This is a genomic window from Pseudomonas sp. AC083 (assembly GCF_979253165.1).
In genome coordinates this window covers 263,325-278,775 of the sequence record NZ_CEEDDH010000004.1, presented here as the reverse complement: position 1 = coordinate 278,775, position 15,451 = coordinate 263,325, and the positions used below count along the sequence as shown (strand labels likewise).

Below are 15,451 nucleotides of genomic sequence, written 5' to 3'. Positions count from 1 at the left end.
CCTCAGGCCTCGGCCAGCCAGTCGCGATCCTGCAGGAAGTACTCGGTCAGGCGCGCTTCTGCGCTGCCCGGCTCGGCCTTCCAGTCATAACCCCAGCGCACTTGCGGCGGCAGCGACATCAGGATCGATTCGGTGCGGCCACCCGACTGCAAGCCGAACAGCGTGCCACGGTCGTAAACCAGGTTGAATTCGACGTAGCGGCCACGACGGAATTCCTGGAATTCGCGTTGCTGGGCGGTGAAGGCGTCGTTCTTGCGCCGTTGCACGATCGGCAGGTAGGCCTCGATGTAGGCATCGCCGATGGCGCGCATGAAGGCGAAGCTGGTGTCGAAATCCCACTCGTTCAGATCATCGAAGAACAGACCGCCAATGCCGCGCGGCTCATGGCGATGCTTGATGTGGAAGTAGGTGTCGCACCAGGCCTTGTAGCGCGGATATACATCCGCACCAAACGGCGCACAGGCTTGCTCGGCGACGCGGTGCCAGTGAATGCAATCTTCCTCAACGCCGTAATACGGGGTCAGGTCGAAACCGCCGCCGAACCACCAGACCGGTTCTTCACCTTCTTTTTCAGCAATGAAAAAACGCACGTTGGCGTGGGAGGTCGGCACATGCGGGTTGTGCGGGTGGATCACCAGCGACACGCCGAGCGCCTCGAAGCCACGCCCGGCCAGTTCCGGCCGATGGGCGCTGGCCGAGGGCGGCAGGCCGCTGCCGAACACGTGGGAAAAATTGACGCCGCCCTTTTCGATCAGCGTGCCGTTGTCCAGCACGCGGGTGCGCCCGCCACCGCCCGCCGGCCGGGTCCAGGCGTCTTCGACGAAGCATTTGCCGCCGTCTTCGGTTTCCAGTGCAGCGCAGATGCGGTCTTGCAGATCGAGCAGATAGGCCTTTACGGCGTCGGTGCGGGTCGTCATGGCTTCACCTTGAATCGGGCGGCGCCCGGGCAGGCGGGCGGCGCAAATGGGCGCACAGCATACCATCGCAGACCGGCGCGCCGCAGTTGACGAAGATCAAGCAGGGGAGTTGGATAGAGGGCTTAGCAACGACCCAAGGAGAGCAGGCAGATGGCAAAGCGTATCCAGTTCCGCGCCCACGGCGGTCCCGAAGTGCTCGAATATGTTGACTACGAACCCGCTGCGCCCGGGCCGAATCAGGTGCGCGTGGCCAACCAGTCGATCGGCCTGAATTTCATCGACACCTATTACCGCAGCGGCCTCTACGCGCCACCGGCGTTGCCGTCCGGCCTGGGTTCGGAAGGCGCCGGCACGGTCGAAGCGGTGGGCAGCGAAGTCACCCGGTTCAAGGTCGGCGATCGCGTGGCATACGGCAGCGGCCCGCTCGGCGCCTACAGCCAGCTGCATGTTCTGCCGCAGGACAATCTCGTTCACCTGCCCGATGAAATCAGTTTCGAAACTGCCGCCGGGGTCATGCTCAAGGGCCTGACCGTGCAATACCTGTTGCGCCAGACCTACCAGCTGCAGGGCGGTGAAACCATCCTGTTCCACGCCGCAGCCGGCGGCGTCGGCTCGCTGGCCTGCCAATGGGCCAAAGCGCTGGGCGTGAAGCTGATCGGCACCGTCAGCTCGAAGGAAAAAGCAGAACTGGCCAAGGCCAACGGCGCCTGGGCGACCATCGACTACAGCCATGAAAACGTTGCCGAGCGCGTGCTGGCGCTGACTGACGGCAAGAAAGTCCCGGTGGTGTATGACGGCGTCGGCAAGGACACTTGGCTCACATCCCTGGACAGCGTCGCACCTCGGGGCCTGGTCGTGAGTTTCGGCAATGCTTCGGGCGCGGTCGACGGCGTCAATCTGGGCATTCTCGCCGCAAAGGGTTCGCTCTACGTCACCCGGCCTACGCTGGCGACCTACGCCAACAACGCCGAGAACCTGCAACGCATGGCCGACGAGCTGTTCGAGATGATCATCAGCGGCAAGCTGAAGGTCGACATCAAGCAGCGCCATGCACTGGCGGATGCGGCGAAAGCACAAACCGAACTGTCGGCACGGCGCACGACCGGTTCCACAATTCTGCTGCCATAACACCTCAAGTTGATACTCGGCGAACTCCTCCATGAGTTCGCCGAGCATCTTGCGGCTATATCAAGTACATCTTGCGGTGAAGTTTCTTCGCCGCTGGCCTACGACCGGCAAACTTCCTGCGCAACTTCTTCGATTCATATACGAGCCATTTCTCAGCCCACTCTTCAATCACTGGCGGATCAATACTGACGGTTAAAAACATCACGATACTCCGGCTGATGCGCGTTCATGTTCACAGGCTGATCCAGGGCCATCAGGATTTGCCGCCATTCGGCGGATAACAGCCAATAATCGCCCCGGGCGCGCTGCTCGATATGCATGGCGTGCGAGGCGATCGGTGTCAGGCCGAAACGCTGAAACAGTTGTCGCTGTGGCGATCTGCACAAGGCCGTCACCCCCTGATATCCGCGATCGATCGCCCATTCCGCAGCGGTGGCGAGCAGGCCATTGATCGACACCGGCCGGTGCTGCTGGGAATGGGTAATCAAGCGACTGAATTCGACATGCCGTGCCAATGCCACAGTGGGAGACACATGATGCTGCGCCAGTGAAGCCCATTCGAAGGGCGCCGGAGTTGCCCGCAGCACCGCAATAAGCTGATCACGCTGATACAACAGAAAGTGCGTGCTGCGTGAGGTGATCGCCAGTCGGGTTTCCAGCGCCCGGGCTCTGGAGGTGAGCATGTAATGCTGCAATCGCAGGCGAAACTGTCGATTGATGAAGCGTTCAAATTCCCCGGCATCCGATCCTGCCTCAAGAATGGCTACACGATAGTCGGCCTGTTGATTCTTGAGTGTCTCCTGAAAGCCCTGCAGATAATCCTTGAGGTGTAAATCCGTAATATCCATTACTTCTCCGCAGCCATTAATATTTCGAAGTTGCTTCAAGCACATTGAAAGAATGGATGCTTTTGGAAATATCGCCACTGCACGTGTTCTGATAAACATGTGGGAAAACTTACAGAAATTTCAGACTCGAAGATTCGTCTGACGCTCGCAAGAACAATGGCAACAGATAGGCTTTAACTAGCTGCAGAAAGAATCGCAGGCATGCGCAGAACTCCTCGTCGACGCCGAGGAGTCCGCAAAAAAATAAAAAGAATGGCGTCAGTCAGGACGAACGACGTTACCGGTGGCGAGGTCGCGGATCACGCTGGGATTCTTGCGCCCGCCAAGGCTGCCGCCGAGCACCAGATCGACCTGACCACGGAAATACTGCTCGATGCGCAAACGCGTGCGCGCCGGCGGTCGCCCCTGGGGGTTGGCCGATGTGGAAATCAATGGCCCGACCAGCGAGCACAGGTCGCGCACCTGCGGGTGATCGCTGACCCGCAGCGCCACGGTGTCATGCACGCCTGTGACCCATTCCGGCAACAGGTTCTGGTGCGGCACCAGCCAGGTGTTCGGCCCAGGCCAGGTGCTGGCCATGCGGTCGATCCAGTCCTGCGGGAAGTCCTCGAACAGGAAATCGAACTGGCGGATATTGTCGGCGACCAGGATCAGCCCTTTGCTCACCGAGCGATTCTTGATCGCCAGCAAGCGGTCCACTGCGTCTTCGTTCCACGGGTCGCAACCCAGCCCCCAGACGGCTTCCGTTGGATAGGCAATCACCGCGCCGGCGCGAACTTCACGCGCGGCTTGTTGCACACGCCAACTGTTGACCATGAAAAAACTCTCCACAAACAGGTTTCGCGCAGTTTACCGATCTTCATCGTAAAACCTAGCTCGACCGCGCCAGCCAGCGACCGTTTTCGCATACCGCACGGCCTTCGATTTCCAGCTCGGTCAACGTTGCCAGCACTTTCGGCAACGCCCAGCCACAGCTCGCGGCCAAGGCCTCGCTGGTGTGCGGCGCCGCGTGTAGCAGCGCCAGCAACGGGTGATCGGCCTGCGCCGCCGCTGTGGATAACAACGGCTGCTGCCAGCCGCGCAGGGCTTCGAGGATATGTTCGATAGTCTCCACCAACACCGCCCCGTCGCGAATCAACTGGTGACAACCGCGCGCGCCGGGGTGATGGATCGAGCCCGGAATCGCATAAACCTCGCGCCCTTGCTCTGCCGCCAGCCGCGCGGTAATCAACGAACCGCTGGCAACGCTGGCCTCGACCACCAGCACGCCGAGAGACAACCCGCTGATGATGCGGTTGCGCCGGGGGAAGTTGCTCGGGCTCGGCCCGGCGTCCAACGGAAACTCCGAGAGCACCGCGCTGCCCGAGGCGATCATCGCCTCGGCCAGGCGTTTATTGCGTTGTGGATAAAAATTTTCCAGCCCCGTGCCGAGCACACCCACGGTCAAGCCGCCAACATCCAGAGCAGCCTGATGGGCAGCGGCATCGATGCCCAGCGCCAGACCACTGTTGATGACAAAACCGGCCCCGGCCAGACTGCGGGAAAACGCCGCCGCCGTATCCATGCCCGGGCGCGAAGCGCGGCGGCTGCCGACCATCGCCAGTTGCGGTTTTTCCAGAATCGATGGATCGCCCGCGACGAATAACAGCGGCGGCGGATCGGCAATTTGCGCCAGCAACGCTGGGTAATCCGCTTGATCCCACATCAGCAAATGTTGATCGGGACGCTCTAGCCAGCGCATTGCGTGGCTGGCGCCGTCGCGCACCGTTGGACAACGCCGTGCTTCGGCACAGGCCGCCGGCAACCCGAGTGAGCGCCAGGCACTGGCCGGCGCGCTGAGGGCTTTGGACGCCGAGCCGAAGGCTTCGAGCAACTTGGCAAAACGCTTGGGACCGATATCCGGCATGCGGTGCAGGCGCAGACGCGCCTCCAGTTCCGCCGGGGAAATGGCCGTACTGACAGACAACATGAATGGATCATCCTTGATCGTTCTATGCTCCGAACCATTCGGAACAAGTTGTGGATAACTCTGTTGGTAACTTGTTAAGCAAGCTTACGGATTTCGCACCTTGTCGAGCACCGCCAGCGAGCGTGAAGCATTGAGGACCAGGCCGTAACTGAGTTTGTCGTAGGTGCGGAACACCATCAGCAGGCCGGCGCGTTCATCGGGAATTTTCAGCGGTTGGCCGGTGATCCGATCACGCACCGTTTCGCCGGTTTTCATCACCGCCAGAACATTGCCTTCGGCCAGACCGTCACGTTTGCCTTTGTTCAGCGTAACCACATCCATCACACCGATCTGCGTAACGCCGCGTGGCACGTCAATGATCAGCCCGTCGATGGAACGCTTCGGCGCGCTGGGCATGAAAGTCGAATTGATCGAACGTTCTTCACCGCCGAACAAGCGGTCACCGAGGCGCACTTCCTGGGTGGTGCGTTGCAGGGCGAGGGTGGCGACGTCGCCTTCGGTGGCAACAACCTCGCCGCCGCCGATATCGTCGGCGTTGATGCCGAGGAATTCCTTGGTCTGCGGGTCGGTGTAGACCTTGCCCTGGCGGAAGATGCCGTACACCGGTTGCTCCGGATCGAAATGGCCACGGGCGAAGATGCGGTCACCGGTACCGCTGAGCACCCGTTCGGCATCGCCGGCGACGATGTACGGGGCCTTGTCGAAGTCTTCGGCCTTGTCGACGATACGGTTGCTCAGCAGAAAGCTGTTGATCGATTTCAGCGGAATGCTCGGAATCGCCTCGGCCACCGGGCTGGTGCGAATCCGTGGCGAGAGCTTGATGGTACCGCGCGACTCGCCACGATGGACGGTCAGTTGCGGCTGGCCGTTGACGTAGCTGAGGGTCAGCGTGTCGCCAGGATAGATCAGGTTGGGGTTTTCGATCTGCGGGTTGGCCCGCCACAGTTGTGGCCACTGCCAGGGCTCGCGCAGGTATTTGCCGGAAATGTCCCAGAGCGTGTCCCCGGAAACCACCGTGTATTGCTGTGGAAAACCATCCCTGAGTTGCACTTGCCCTTGCGCGGCGCCAGCCGAAGCCAGAAGCAGCAGGGCGAGTAGTGTTTTCCTCATGCGGTGAATCCCTTTATCATGTGCATTCGCGTGAATCGTCAGAGCCCCCGTGGCTCGCTTCTGTTTTTCAGAAGCTACGCTTCACAACGGTAGCCTGCATCTTCGGACCCGCCAGGCCATCGACCCGACTTTACTCAACGTGTGCAGCAATCGAAGCCTATGGCCATTTTAAACATCCTCGAATTTCCGGACCCGCGTCTGCGCACTATCGCCAAACCAGTGGCTGTAGTGGACGACGAAGTGCGTCAGTTGGTCGACGACATGTTTGAAACAATGTATGAAGCGCCGGGCATCGGCCTCGCCGCGACCCAGGTCAACGTGCACAAACGTATCGTCGTGATGGACCTGTCCGAAGACCGTACCGAGCCACGGGTGTTCATCAACCCCGAGTTCGAACCGCTGACCGACGAGATGGACCAGTATCAGGAAGGCTGCCTCTCGGTACCGGGCTTCTACGAAAACGTCGACCGCCCGCAGAAGGTCAAAATCAAGGCGCTGGACCGCGACGGCAAGCCCTATGAGCTGATTGCCGAAGGCCTGCTCGCGGTGTGCATCCAGCACGAATGCGACCACCTCAACGGCAAATTGTTCGTCGATTACCTGTCCACGCTCAAACGCGACCGGATCAAGAAGAAGCTGGAAAAGCTGCACCGCCAGAACGCTTGATGCCCCTCTTCAAAGGCTTGCTGCGGCAAGCCTTTTTCTTTTTATGAGACGCCCTTCATGACTGAGCCACTGCGCATTGTTTTTGCCGGCACCCCGGAATTCGCCGCCGAACACCTCAAGGCCCTGCTGAGCAGCCCGTACGAGATCGTCGCGGTCTACACCCAGCCGGATCGGCCGGCCGGCCGTGGGCAAAAACTCATGCCAAGCCCGGTCAAACAACTGGCCCTGGAAAATAATATCCAGGTGTTGCAGCCGCCGACCTTGCGCAATGCCGACGCTCAGGCGGAGCTGGCCGCGCTGAAGCCGGATTTGATGGTGGTGGTCGCCTACGGTCTGATTCTGCCGCAAGTGGTGCTGGATATTCCGCGTCTCGGTTGCATCAACAGTCATGCATCGCTGCTGCCGCGCTGGCGCGGTGCGGCGCCGATCCAGCGCGCGGTCGAACACGGCGATGCCGAAAGCGGTGTGACCGTGATGCGCATGGAAGCCGGTCTCGACACCGGGCCGATGCTGCTCAAGGTCGTCACCCCGATCAGCGCCGATGACACTGGCGGCACCCTGCATGATCGCCTCGCCGAGATGGGTCCGCCCGCTGTGGTGCAGGCGATTGCCGGTCTGGCTGCCGGCACCCTGCAAGGTGAGGTGCAGAACGACGAGCTCGCCACTTACGCGCACAAACTCAACAAAGACGAAGCACGCATCGACTGGAGCCGTCCGGCGGTGGAGCTGGAACGTCTGGTGCGCGCCTTCAATCCATGGCCCATCACCCACAGCACGCTCAATGGCGAAGCGTTGAAAGTGCTGGCCGCGACCGTGGCCGACGGCAATGGCGCTCCGGGTGAAATCCTCAGCGCCAGCAAGGACGGCCTGATTGTCGCCTGCGGTACACAAGCGCTGTGTCTGACCCGCCTGCAATTGCCCGGCGGCAAGGCGCTGAACTTCAGCGACCTGTTCAACAGCCGCCGCGAGAAATTCGCCGTCGGCAGCGTGCTCGGCGCTGCGGTGGAAGCGCAATGAATCCGCGTCTGGCCGCCGCCAAGGCTCTCGCTGCCGTACTCAGCGGCAAGGCTTCGCTGAACAGCTCCCTGCCGACGCAACTGGACAAGGTCGAGGATCGCGATCGCGGTTTCACTCAGGACCTGGCCTTCGGCACCGCACGCTGGCAGCCACGCCTGTCGGCACTGGCGGAAAAACTCCTGCAGAAACCTTTCAAAGCCGCCGACGCTGATGTCGAGGCGTTGCTGCTGGTTGGTCTGTATCAACTGCTCTACACCCGCGTACCGGCCCATGCCGCGATCGGCGAAACCGTCGGTTGTGCCGACAAGCTGAAAAAGCCCTGGGCCAAAGGTCTGCTCAACGCCGTGCTGCGCAATGCCCAGCGCGAAAGCGAGACGATCTTCGCCGAACTGGAGCGCGACCCGGTGGTGCGCACGGCCCACCCGCGCTGGCTGCAAAAATCCCTAAAGGCCTTCTGGCCGCAACAGTGGGAAGCCATCTGCGCAGCGAACAACGCGCATCCGCCAATGATCCTGCGGGTCAACCGCCGTCATCACAGCCGCGATGCTTATCTTGCGTTGCTGGGCGAAGCCGGGATCGCCGCGACACCGTGCGTTTACAGCCGCGACGGCATCATCCTCGAAGCGGCTGCCGACGTGCGCAGTCTGCCGGGGTTCGCCGAAGGCTGGATCAGCGTGCAGGACGAAGCCGCGCAACTGGCCGCCGACTTGCTCGATCTGGCGCCGGGCCAGCGGGTGCTCGACGCCTGCTGCGCCCCCGGCGGCAAGACCTGCCACATCCTTGAAGCCGAACCGGCCTTGGCCGCGGTGGTGGCGGTGGATCTGGAGGCCAAGCGTCTGGTGCGGGTGAAGGAAAACCTCGAGCGCCTCGGCCTCGACGCTGAACTGATCGCCGCCGACGGTCGCGATATCGACAAATGGTGGGACGGCAAACCGTTCCAGCGCATCCTCCTCGATGCGCCATGCTCGGCCACCGGGGTAATTCGTCGCCATCCGGACATCAAGCTAACCCGCCAGCCCGACGACATCGTCGCGCTCGCGCAACTGCAAGGCGAACTGCTCGACGCCATGTGGAAAACCCTCGAAGTCGGCGGCATCCTGCTCTACGCCACCTGCTCGACGCTGCCGACCGAGAACACCGAAGTCATCGCTGCGTTTCTCGAACGCACGCCCGGCGCGCGGGAACTCGATCTGGCCACCGCGGCCGGCATCAAGCAGCCCCATGGTCGCCAGTTGCTGGCCCAGCAGGGCGGGCATGACGGCTTCTACTACGCCAAGCTGATCAAGATCGCCGCCGCGCGCGGCTAAACGGATTCATGGAGTGACTGGATGAAAATCATCATCCTCGGTGCGGGACAGGTCGGCGGTTCGCTGGCCGAACATCTGGCCAGCGAGGCCAACGACATTACTGTGGTCGACACCGATGGCGAGCGCCTGCGCGACCTCGGCGACCGCCTCGACATCCGCACCGTGCAGGGCCGGGGCTCGCTGCCGTCGGTGCTGCGCCAGGCCGGTGCCGACGACGCCGACATGCTGGTCGCGGTGACCAACAGCGACGAGACCAACATGGTCGCCTGCCAGGTCGCGCACACGCTGTTCCACACGCCGACCAAAATCGCCCGGGTGCGCGAAGCGTCGTACCTCAATCGCGAGGAACAGCTGTTCCAGAACGAAGCGATTCCGGTCGACGTGCTGATCAGCCCCGAGCAGGTCGTGACCAATTACATCAAGCGCCTGATCCAGCACCCCGGCGCCTTGCAGGTGATCGACTTCGCCGAAGGCGCGGCGCAACTGGTGGCGGTGCGCGCTTATTACGGCGGGCCGCTGGTCGGTCAGCAACTGCGCCAGTTGCGCGAGCACATGCCGAACGTCGAAACCCGCGTCGCGGCGATCTTCCGCCGTGACCGGCCGATCCTGCCTCAGGGCGACACGGTGATCGAAGCCGATGACGAAGTGTTCTTCATCGCCGCCCGCGAAGACATTCGCGCGGTGATGAGCGAAATGCGCCGCCTCGACGAAACCTACAAACGCATCGTCATCGCCGGTGGCGGACAGATCGGCGAGCGCCTGGCCGAGGCCATCGAAAGCCGTTATCAGGTGAAGATCATCGAGATGAGCCCGGCGCGCTGCCGCTACCTCTCCGACACCCTCGACAGCACCGTGGTGTTGCAGGGCAGTGCCTCGGACCGCGATCTGCTGCTGGAAGAGAACATCGCCGACGCCGATATCTTCCTCGCCCTGACCAACGATGACGAAGCCAACATCATGTCGTCGCTGCTGGCCAAACGGCTGGGGGCGAAGAAGGTCATGACGATCATCAACAACCCGGCCTACGTCGACCTGATCCAGGGCGGCGACATCGACATCGCCATCAGCCCGCAACTGGCAACCATCGGCACCTTGCTCGCCCATGTGCGCCGCGGCGATATCGTCAGCGTGCACTCACTGCGCCGCGGCGCGGCGGAAGCGATCGAGGCGATTGCCCACGGTGATGCGAAATCGAGCAAGGTCATCGGCAAGCCGATCGAGAAGATCGGCCTGCCACCGGGCACCACCATCGGCGCGGTGATCCGCAACGAGAAAGTGATCATCGCCCACGACGACACGGTGATCGAAGCGGGCGACCACGTGATTCTGTTCCTTGTGGATAAAAAGCATATTCGCGATGTGGAGAAACTGTTTCATGTGGGGTTGAGCTTTTTCTGACCTGAAAACAACGTTGCCCGTAATTGCCCCTTCGCGAGCAGGCTCGCTCCCACAGTGGAATGCATTCCAAAGGTGGGAGCGAGCCTGCTCGCGAAAGCGGTCTGACAGACTTGCAGGTTCTCTGACGAACAATAGAAAGGAATCCGCCAATGCTCGAATCCCTGGAAAAAATGCTCGCCAAGGGTGTGGATAACGCTCTGTTGCGCTTCGGTCTGGGCAAGGGTTATCTGGACTTGGGCGAAAACGCCAAGGCTGCCGAGCATTTTCAGCGTTGTGTCGCGTTCGATCCGAAATACTCGGCGGCGTGGAAGCTGCTGGGCAAGGCGCAGCTGGCGCTAGGCGATCACGCCGCTGCGCGTCAGGCCTGGGAACAGGGCCTCGAAGCGGCCCGCGCTCATGGGGACAAACAGGCCGAGAAGGAGATGACAGTGTTTCTGAGGAGGCTCGAGCGGCAGACGCCTTGAGCTACAGATAGCGCAAAGCGTCTGCATTTACCGTCACCACATGGAGGCGGCTCAGTACCAGCGCGCCTCGCCCGGCGGACGCTTCTTGAAGCGTTTCATGCTCCACATGTACTGGCTCGGATACGCCGCGACGTAACGCTCGACCACTTTGCTCATCGCCGCGCAGGACTCGGCGGTATCGGTGCTGTACATGGCTTCTGGCGCAGCTTCGAGAATGACTTTGTAGCCCGAGCCGTCAGGCAGGCGCAGGGCATGCAGGAACACACCGACCGCTTTGCCGCCGGCCAGCATGTTCGGCACGAATTTGCTGGTCAGCGCCTGAGTGGCGAAGAACGGCACGAAAATCCCGGCGGATTCGGCCGGTTCCGGGTCGGCGGGGATGCCCACGGCACCGCCCTTACGCACTTCCTTGATGACGCTGAGAATGCCTTCCTTGGTCGACGCCGCGACCTTGTTGCCCAGCTGCACGCGCTGTTTGCGCAGCAATTCATCCACTGCCTTGAGCTTCGGCGGACGGTAGAAAATGATCGGTTTGCACTGGCTGCAATAGAAGTGGTTGAGCACTTCCCAGTTGCCGAGGTGGCTGGTGATGCCGACCACGCCTTTGCCCGAGGCCAGCGCGTCTTTCAACACATCGAGGCCTTCAACTTCACGGACCAGATCGATCGAGCGCTGCGCCGGCCAGATCCACGCGCAGGCGCTTTCGGTCAGCGACTTGCCGATGTCCTTCAGACTCTGCCCGACCAGACGCTCACGTTCGGCCGCATCCATCTGGGGAAAACACTTGGACAGATTGATCCGCACCACGTCGCGGGAACGGTTGGGGGTTTTCCACATGATCCAGCCGATCGCCGAACCCACGGCCTGCACGGCTCGCCATGGCAGCAGGGCAAACAGCCGCAGAGCGCCTACCAGCAAGGCGCCTTTAAACTTTTCCACAGGTCACTCCTGATCTTTGTGCTGTGCGCAAGGCGGGCATTCTAACCGGCGTTGGCAAGCTGCGCGTAGCGGTCGCAATCCTGGGTGTGATCCATGACCATGCCCGAGGCCTGCATCAGCGCGTAGCAAATGGTCGGACCGACGAAGGTGAAGCCGGCTTTTTTCAGCGCCTTGCTCATCGCCAGCGCTTCGGGGGTGATCGCCGGGACTTCGCTGCGATCCTTGAAATGATTGATGATCGGTTGCTCGCCAACAAACGACCACAGAAATGCCACCGGATCCTCCAGCGCCAGCCACGCCTGGGCATTGCGCCGCGCGGCGTTGAGTTTCAGGCGATTGCGAATGATGCCCGGGTCGAGCATGAGCTCGTCGATTTCGGCATCGCTCATCTGCGCCACGCGCTGCACATCGAAGCCGAACAACACCTCGCGATAGCGCTCACGTTTGCGCAGCACCGTGATCCACGACAACCCGGCCTGGAACCCTTCGAGCAAAAGCAACTCGAACAAACCCTGCGCATCGCGCAGCGGCGTGCCCCACTCCTGATCGTGATAAGCCATGTACAGCGGATCTTCGGTACACCAAAAGCAGCGTGGCATAAGGCTCCAGGGGGCGTGCGCAGCAACGAATCGGGTATACTCCCGCTCTTTAAATCGCAGCCCAAGAAACAGGTGAATTTCGTGAGCCAGCCTACGCCAGCCGTGCGTACCTTCCAAGACTTGATCCTCGCGCTCCAGCAATACTGGGCCGAGCAAGGTTGTGTGGTACTTCAGCCCTACGATATGGAAGTAGGCGCCGGCACTTTCCACACCGCGACCTTCCTGCGCGCCATCGGCCCGGAAACCTGGAACGCCGCGTACGTGCAGCCAAGCCGCCGTCCGACTGACGGCCGTTACGGCGAAAACCCGAACCGTCTGCAGCACTACTACCAGTTCCAGGTCGTGCTCAAGCCGAACCCGGACAACTTCCAGGAACTTTACCTGGGCTCGCTCAAGCATGTCGGCCTCGACCCGCTGGTGCACGACATCCGCTTCGTCGAAGACAACTGGGAATCGCCGACCCTCGGCGCCTGGGGTCTGGGCTGGGAAGTCTGGCTCAACGGCATGGAAGTCACCCAGTTCACCTACTTCCAGCAAGCGGGCGGCATCGAGTGCTACCCGGTGACCGGCGAGATCACCTACGGTCTCGAGCGTCTGGCGATGTACCTGCAAGGCGTCGATTCGGTCTACGATCTGGTCTGGGCTGACGGCCCGTTCGGCAAAGTCACCTATGGCGATGTGTTCCACCAGAACGAAGTGGAGCAGTCCACCTACAACTTCGAACACGCCAACGTCGACAAACTGTTCGAGCTGTTCGACTTCTATGAAAGCGAAGCCAAGCGCCTGATCGAACTCGACCAGCAGCTGCCGTTGCCGAGCTACGAAATGGTGCTGAAGGCGTCGCACACCTTCAACCTGCTGGATGCGCGCCGGGCGATCTCGGTGACCGCGCGTCAGCAATACATTCTGCGCGTACGCACCCTGGCGCGTTCCGTTGCGCAAGCCTACCTGCTGGCCCGCGCCAAGCTGGGCTTCCCGATGGCGACCCCGGACCTGCGTGATGAAGTACTGGCCAAGCTGGAGGCTGCACAATGAGTGCGCAAGATTTTCTGGTTGAACTGGGCACCGAAGAACTGCCACCCAAAGCCCTGAACACTTTGGCTGATGCGTTCCTCGCCGGTATCGACAAGGGCCTGCAAGCCGCCGGCCTGAGCTACGAAAGCAAAACCGTGTATGCCGCGCCACGTCGTCTGGCCGTGCTGATCACTGCGCTGGCCACTCAGCAGCCGGATCGCAGCATCAACCTCGATGGCCCGCCACGTCAGGCCGCGTTCGACGCTGATGGCAATCCGACTCAGGCCGCCCTGGGCTTCGCCAAGAAGTGCGGCGTCGAGCTGAGCGAAATCGACCAGAGCGGTCCGAAACTGCGCTACAGCCAGAACATCGCCGGCAAGCCGACCGCGAGCCTGCTGCCGACCATCGTCGAAGATTCGCTGAACGACCTGCCGATCCCGAAACGCATGCGTTGGGGTGCGCGCAAGGAAGAATTCGTGCGTCCGACCCAGTGGCTGGTGATGCTGCTTGGTGACCAGGTCATCGATTGCACGATCCTCGCGCAGAAGGCTGGCCGTGAATCTCGTGGTCACCGTTTCCACCATCCGCAAGCCGTACGCATCGGTTCGCCGTCGAGCTACCTCGCCGACCTGCGTGCCGCTTACGTATTGGCCGATGCCAACGAGCGTCGCGAGATCATCAGCAAGCGCACCGAAGAGCTGGCCACTCGTCAGGAAGGCACGGCGATCGTGCCACCGGCGCTGCTCGACGAAGTGACCGCACTGGTCGAATGGCCGGTGCCACTGGTGTGCTCGTTTGAAGAACGCTTCCTCGACGTGCCGCAGGAAGCGCTGATCACCACCATGCAGGACAACCAGAAGTATTTCTGCCTGCTGGATGCCGACGGCAAGTTGCTGCCACGTTTCATTACCGTGGCCAACATCGAAAGCAAAGACCCGCAGCAGATCATCGCCGGTAACGAGAAAGTGGTTCGCCCACGCCTGACCGACGCCGAGTTCTTCTTCAAGCAGGACAAGAAGCAGAAGCTTGAAGACTTCAACCTGCGCCTGCAGAACGTGGTGTTCCAGGAAAAACTCGGCAGCGTCTACGACAAGGCCGAGCGCGTATCGAAACTGGCCGCGTACATAGCCGCACGTATCGGCGGCAACGCCTCGTGGGCTGCCCGCGCGGGCCTGCTGTCGAAGTGCGACCTGGCAACCGAAATGGTCGGCGAGTTCCCGGAGATGCAAGGTGTCGCCGGTTACTACTACGCCCTCAATGACGGCGAGCCGCAGGACGTCGCGCTGGCCTTGAACGAGCAGTACATGCCACGCGGTGCCGGTGCCGAATTGCCGGCGACCCTGACCGGTGCAGCCGTCGCCATCGCCGACAAGCTCGACACTCTGGTCGGCATCTTCGGTATCGGCATGCTGCCAACCGGCAGCAAAGACCCGTATGCCCTGCGCCGTGCAGCACTGGGCGTGCTGCGGATCCTGATCGAGAAACAACTGGATCTGGACCTGAACGACGCCGTGGCTTTCGCGGTGAATGCGTTCGGCGGCAAGGTCAAGGCTGCCGGCCTCAACGAAGCCGTGCTGGAATTCATCTTCGACCGTCTGCGTGCGCGTTATGAAGATGAAGGCGTCGACGTCGCCACTTACCTGTCGGTACGTGCGCTCAAGCCGGGCTCGGCGCTGGACTTCGACCAGCGTGTGCAGGCGGTGCAGGCCTTCCGCAAACTGCCGGAAGCGGCAGCGCTGGCGGCGGTGAACAAGCGTGTGTCGAACCTGTTGAGCAAGGTCGAAGGCTCGGTGCCGACCGTGGTCGAAGCCAAGTATTTCGACAACGCCAACGAGTTCTCGCTGTATTCGGCAATCCAGCAAGCGGATCAAGCGGTGCAGCCAATGGCCGCGGCGCGTCAGTACAACGAATCGCTGGCACGCCTGGCGGCACTGCGCGAGCCGGTCGATGCGTTTTTCGACGCAGTGATGGTCAATGCCGACGATGCCAATGTGCGGGCCAACCGTTACGCGCTGCTGGCGCGTCTGCGTGGGCTGTTCCTCGGTGTTGCCGACATTTCGCTGCTGGGTTGAGGG

Annotated in this window: 15 protein-coding genes; 8 read left to right on the top strand and 7 right to left on the bottom strand. The window is 61.7% G+C overall.

Annotation, left to right across the window (positions count from 1 at the left end):
• Positions 1 to 2: 2 nt before the first annotated feature.
• Complete coding sequence (gene hemF / locus AC0IXA_RS09925; RefSeq protein WP_016772373.1) at positions 3 to 917, bottom strand: oxygen-dependent coproporphyrinogen oxidase; 915 nt, start codon at positions 915 to 917, stop codon at positions 3 to 5.
• 150 nt (positions 918 to 1,067) lie between these two features.
• On the opposite strand from hemF, the gene AC0IXA_RS09920 reads away from it, so the two are divergent.
• Positions 1,068 to 2,045 carry a quinone oxidoreductase family protein gene (locus AC0IXA_RS09920; RefSeq protein WP_341638248.1) on the top strand — a complete coding sequence of 326 codons (978 nt, stop codon included), beginning with the start codon at positions 1,068 to 1,070 and terminating at the stop codon, positions 2,043 to 2,045.
• A 179-nt stretch (positions 2,046 to 2,224) separates the two neighbouring features.
• On the opposite strand, the gene AC0IXA_RS09915 is transcribed toward AC0IXA_RS09920, so the two are convergent.
• The 4 genes from AC0IXA_RS09915 to AC0IXA_RS09900 all read right to left on the bottom strand — a co-directional run bounded on the left by AC0IXA_RS09915 (position 2,225) and on the right by AC0IXA_RS09900 (position 5,972).
• A complete protein-coding gene (locus AC0IXA_RS09915) occupies positions 2,225 to 2,992 on the bottom strand; it encodes a hypothetical protein (RefSeq protein WP_341638247.1) in 768 nt (255 codons plus the stop codon).
• 159 nt (positions 2,993 to 3,151) lie between these two features.
• Entirely contained in the window at positions 3,152 to 3,709 is a 558-nt protein-coding gene (tsaC, locus tag AC0IXA_RS09910; RefSeq protein WP_039757175.1) for an L-threonylcarbamoyladenylate synthase type 1 TsaC, read from the bottom strand.
• A 55-nt stretch (positions 3,710 to 3,764) separates the two neighbouring features.
• The gene (dprA, locus tag AC0IXA_RS09905; RefSeq protein WP_341638246.1) at positions 3,765 to 4,862 is read right to left on the bottom strand and encodes a DNA-processing protein DprA; all 1,098 of its coding nucleotides are present in this window, start codon (positions 4,860 to 4,862) and stop codon (positions 3,765 to 3,767) included.
• Between the two features lie 84 nt (positions 4,863 to 4,946).
• A complete protein-coding gene (locus tag AC0IXA_RS09900) occupies positions 4,947 to 5,972 on the bottom strand; it encodes a LysM peptidoglycan-binding domain-containing protein (RefSeq protein ID WP_071173929.1) in 1,026 nt (341 codons plus the stop codon).
• Positions 5,973 to 6,131: 159 nt separating this feature from the next.
• Between AC0IXA_RS09900 and def the strand changes: the two genes are divergently transcribed.
• The 5 genes from def to AC0IXA_RS09875 all read left to right on the top strand — a co-directional run bounded on the left by def (position 6,132) and on the right by AC0IXA_RS09875 (position 10,824).
• Positions 6,132 to 6,638, top strand: a complete 507-nt coding sequence (gene def, locus AC0IXA_RS09895) for a peptide deformylase (RefSeq protein WP_016772378.1) — start codon at positions 6,132 to 6,134, stop codon at positions 6,636 to 6,638.
• 57 nt (positions 6,639 to 6,695) lie between these two features.
• Positions 6,696 to 7,655 carry a methionyl-tRNA formyltransferase gene (gene fmt / locus AC0IXA_RS09890; protein WP_341638245.1) on the top strand — a complete coding sequence of 320 codons (960 nt, stop codon included), beginning with the start codon at positions 6,696 to 6,698 and terminating at the stop codon, positions 7,653 to 7,655.
• Positions 7,652 to 8,962 carry a 16S rRNA (cytosine(967)-C(5))-methyltransferase RsmB gene (gene rsmB / locus AC0IXA_RS09885; protein WP_471812833.1) on the top strand — a complete coding sequence of 437 codons (1,311 nt, stop codon included), beginning with the start codon at positions 7,652 to 7,654 and terminating at the stop codon, positions 8,960 to 8,962. Before fmt ends, rsmB begins: the two co-directional genes overlap by 4 nt.
• 21 nt (positions 8,963 to 8,983) lie before the next feature.
• Positions 8,984 to 10,360, top strand: coding sequence for a Trk system potassium transporter TrkA (trkA, locus tag AC0IXA_RS09880; RefSeq protein ID WP_016772381.1), 1,377 nt, complete (start codon positions 8,984 to 8,986; stop codon positions 10,358 to 10,360).
• A gap of 149 nt (positions 10,361 to 10,509) precedes the next feature.
• Positions 10,510 to 10,824, top strand: a complete 315-nt coding sequence (locus AC0IXA_RS09875; protein WP_471812831.1) for a tetratricopeptide repeat protein — start codon at positions 10,510 to 10,512, stop codon at positions 10,822 to 10,824.
• Between the two features lie 51 nt (positions 10,825 to 10,875).
• Here the strand turns inward: AC0IXA_RS09875 and AC0IXA_RS09870 are convergent, their stop codons facing one another.
• Complete coding sequence (locus AC0IXA_RS09870) at positions 10,876 to 11,763, bottom strand: lysophospholipid acyltransferase (RefSeq protein ID WP_039757181.1); 888 nt, start codon at positions 11,761 to 11,763, stop codon at positions 10,876 to 10,878.
• A 41-nt stretch (positions 11,764 to 11,804) separates the two neighbouring features.
• Positions 11,805 to 12,362 (bottom strand): DNA-3-methyladenine glycosylase I, encoded by a 558-nt coding sequence (locus AC0IXA_RS09865; RefSeq protein WP_217864775.1) that lies wholly within the window; start codon positions 12,360 to 12,362, stop codon positions 11,805 to 11,807.
• Between the two features lie 81 nt (positions 12,363 to 12,443).
• On the opposite strand from AC0IXA_RS09865, the gene glyQ reads away from it, so the two are divergent.
• Together glyQ and glyS are read left to right on the top strand one after the other, a co-directional pair.
• Entirely contained in the window at positions 12,444 to 13,397 is a 954-nt protein-coding gene (glyQ, locus tag AC0IXA_RS09860; protein WP_471812828.1) for a glycine--tRNA ligase subunit alpha, read from the top strand.
• Positions 13,394 to 15,448 carry a glycine--tRNA ligase subunit beta gene (gene glyS, locus AC0IXA_RS09855; RefSeq protein WP_024014953.1) on the top strand — a complete coding sequence of 685 codons (2,055 nt, stop codon included), beginning with the start codon at positions 13,394 to 13,396 and terminating at the stop codon, positions 15,446 to 15,448. Before glyQ ends, glyS begins: the two co-directional genes overlap by 4 nt.
• The last annotated feature ends 3 nt before the right edge of the window (positions 15,449 to 15,451 follow it).

Bases quoted from the DNA above. Each gene is read 5' to 3' on its own strand.
- hemF (WP_016772373.1), bottom strand. From the start codon at position 917: ATGACGACCCGCACCGACGCCGTAAAGGCCTATCTGCTCGATCTGCAA.
- AC0IXA_RS09920 (WP_341638248.1), top strand. From the start codon at position 1,068: ATGGCAAAGCGTATCCAGTTCCGCGCCCACGGCGGTCCCGAAGTGCTC.
- AC0IXA_RS09915 (WP_341638247.1), bottom strand. From the start codon at position 2,992: ATGTTTATCAGAACACGTGCAGTGGCGATATTTCCAAAAGCATCCATT.
- tsaC (WP_039757175.1), bottom strand. From the start codon at position 3,709: ATGGTCAACAGTTGGCGTGTGCAACAAGCCGCGCGTGAAGTTCGCGCC.
- dprA (WP_341638246.1), bottom strand. From the start codon at position 4,862: ATGTTGTCTGTCAGTACGGCCATTTCCCCGGCGGAACTGGAGGCGCGT.
- AC0IXA_RS09900 (WP_071173929.1), bottom strand. From the start codon at position 5,972: ATGAGGAAAACACTACTCGCCCTGCTGCTTCTGGCTTCGGCTGGCGCC.
- def (WP_016772378.1), top strand. From the start codon at position 6,132: ATGGCCATTTTAAACATCCTCGAATTTCCGGACCCGCGTCTGCGCACT.
- fmt (WP_341638245.1), top strand. From the start codon at position 6,696: ATGACTGAGCCACTGCGCATTGTTTTTGCCGGCACCCCGGAATTCGCC.
- rsmB (WP_471812833.1), top strand. From the start codon at position 7,652: ATGAATCCGCGTCTGGCCGCCGCCAAGGCTCTCGCTGCCGTACTCAGC.
- trkA (WP_016772381.1), top strand. From the start codon at position 8,984: ATGAAAATCATCATCCTCGGTGCGGGACAGGTCGGCGGTTCGCTGGCC.
- AC0IXA_RS09875 (WP_471812831.1), top strand. From the start codon at position 10,510: ATGCTCGAATCCCTGGAAAAAATGCTCGCCAAGGGTGTGGATAACGCT.
- AC0IXA_RS09865 (WP_217864775.1), bottom strand. From the start codon at position 12,362: ATGCCACGCTGCTTTTGGTGTACCGAAGATCCGCTGTACATGGCTTAT.
- glyS (WP_024014953.1), top strand. From the start codon at position 13,394: ATGAGTGCGCAAGATTTTCTGGTTGAACTGGGCACCGAAGAACTGCCA.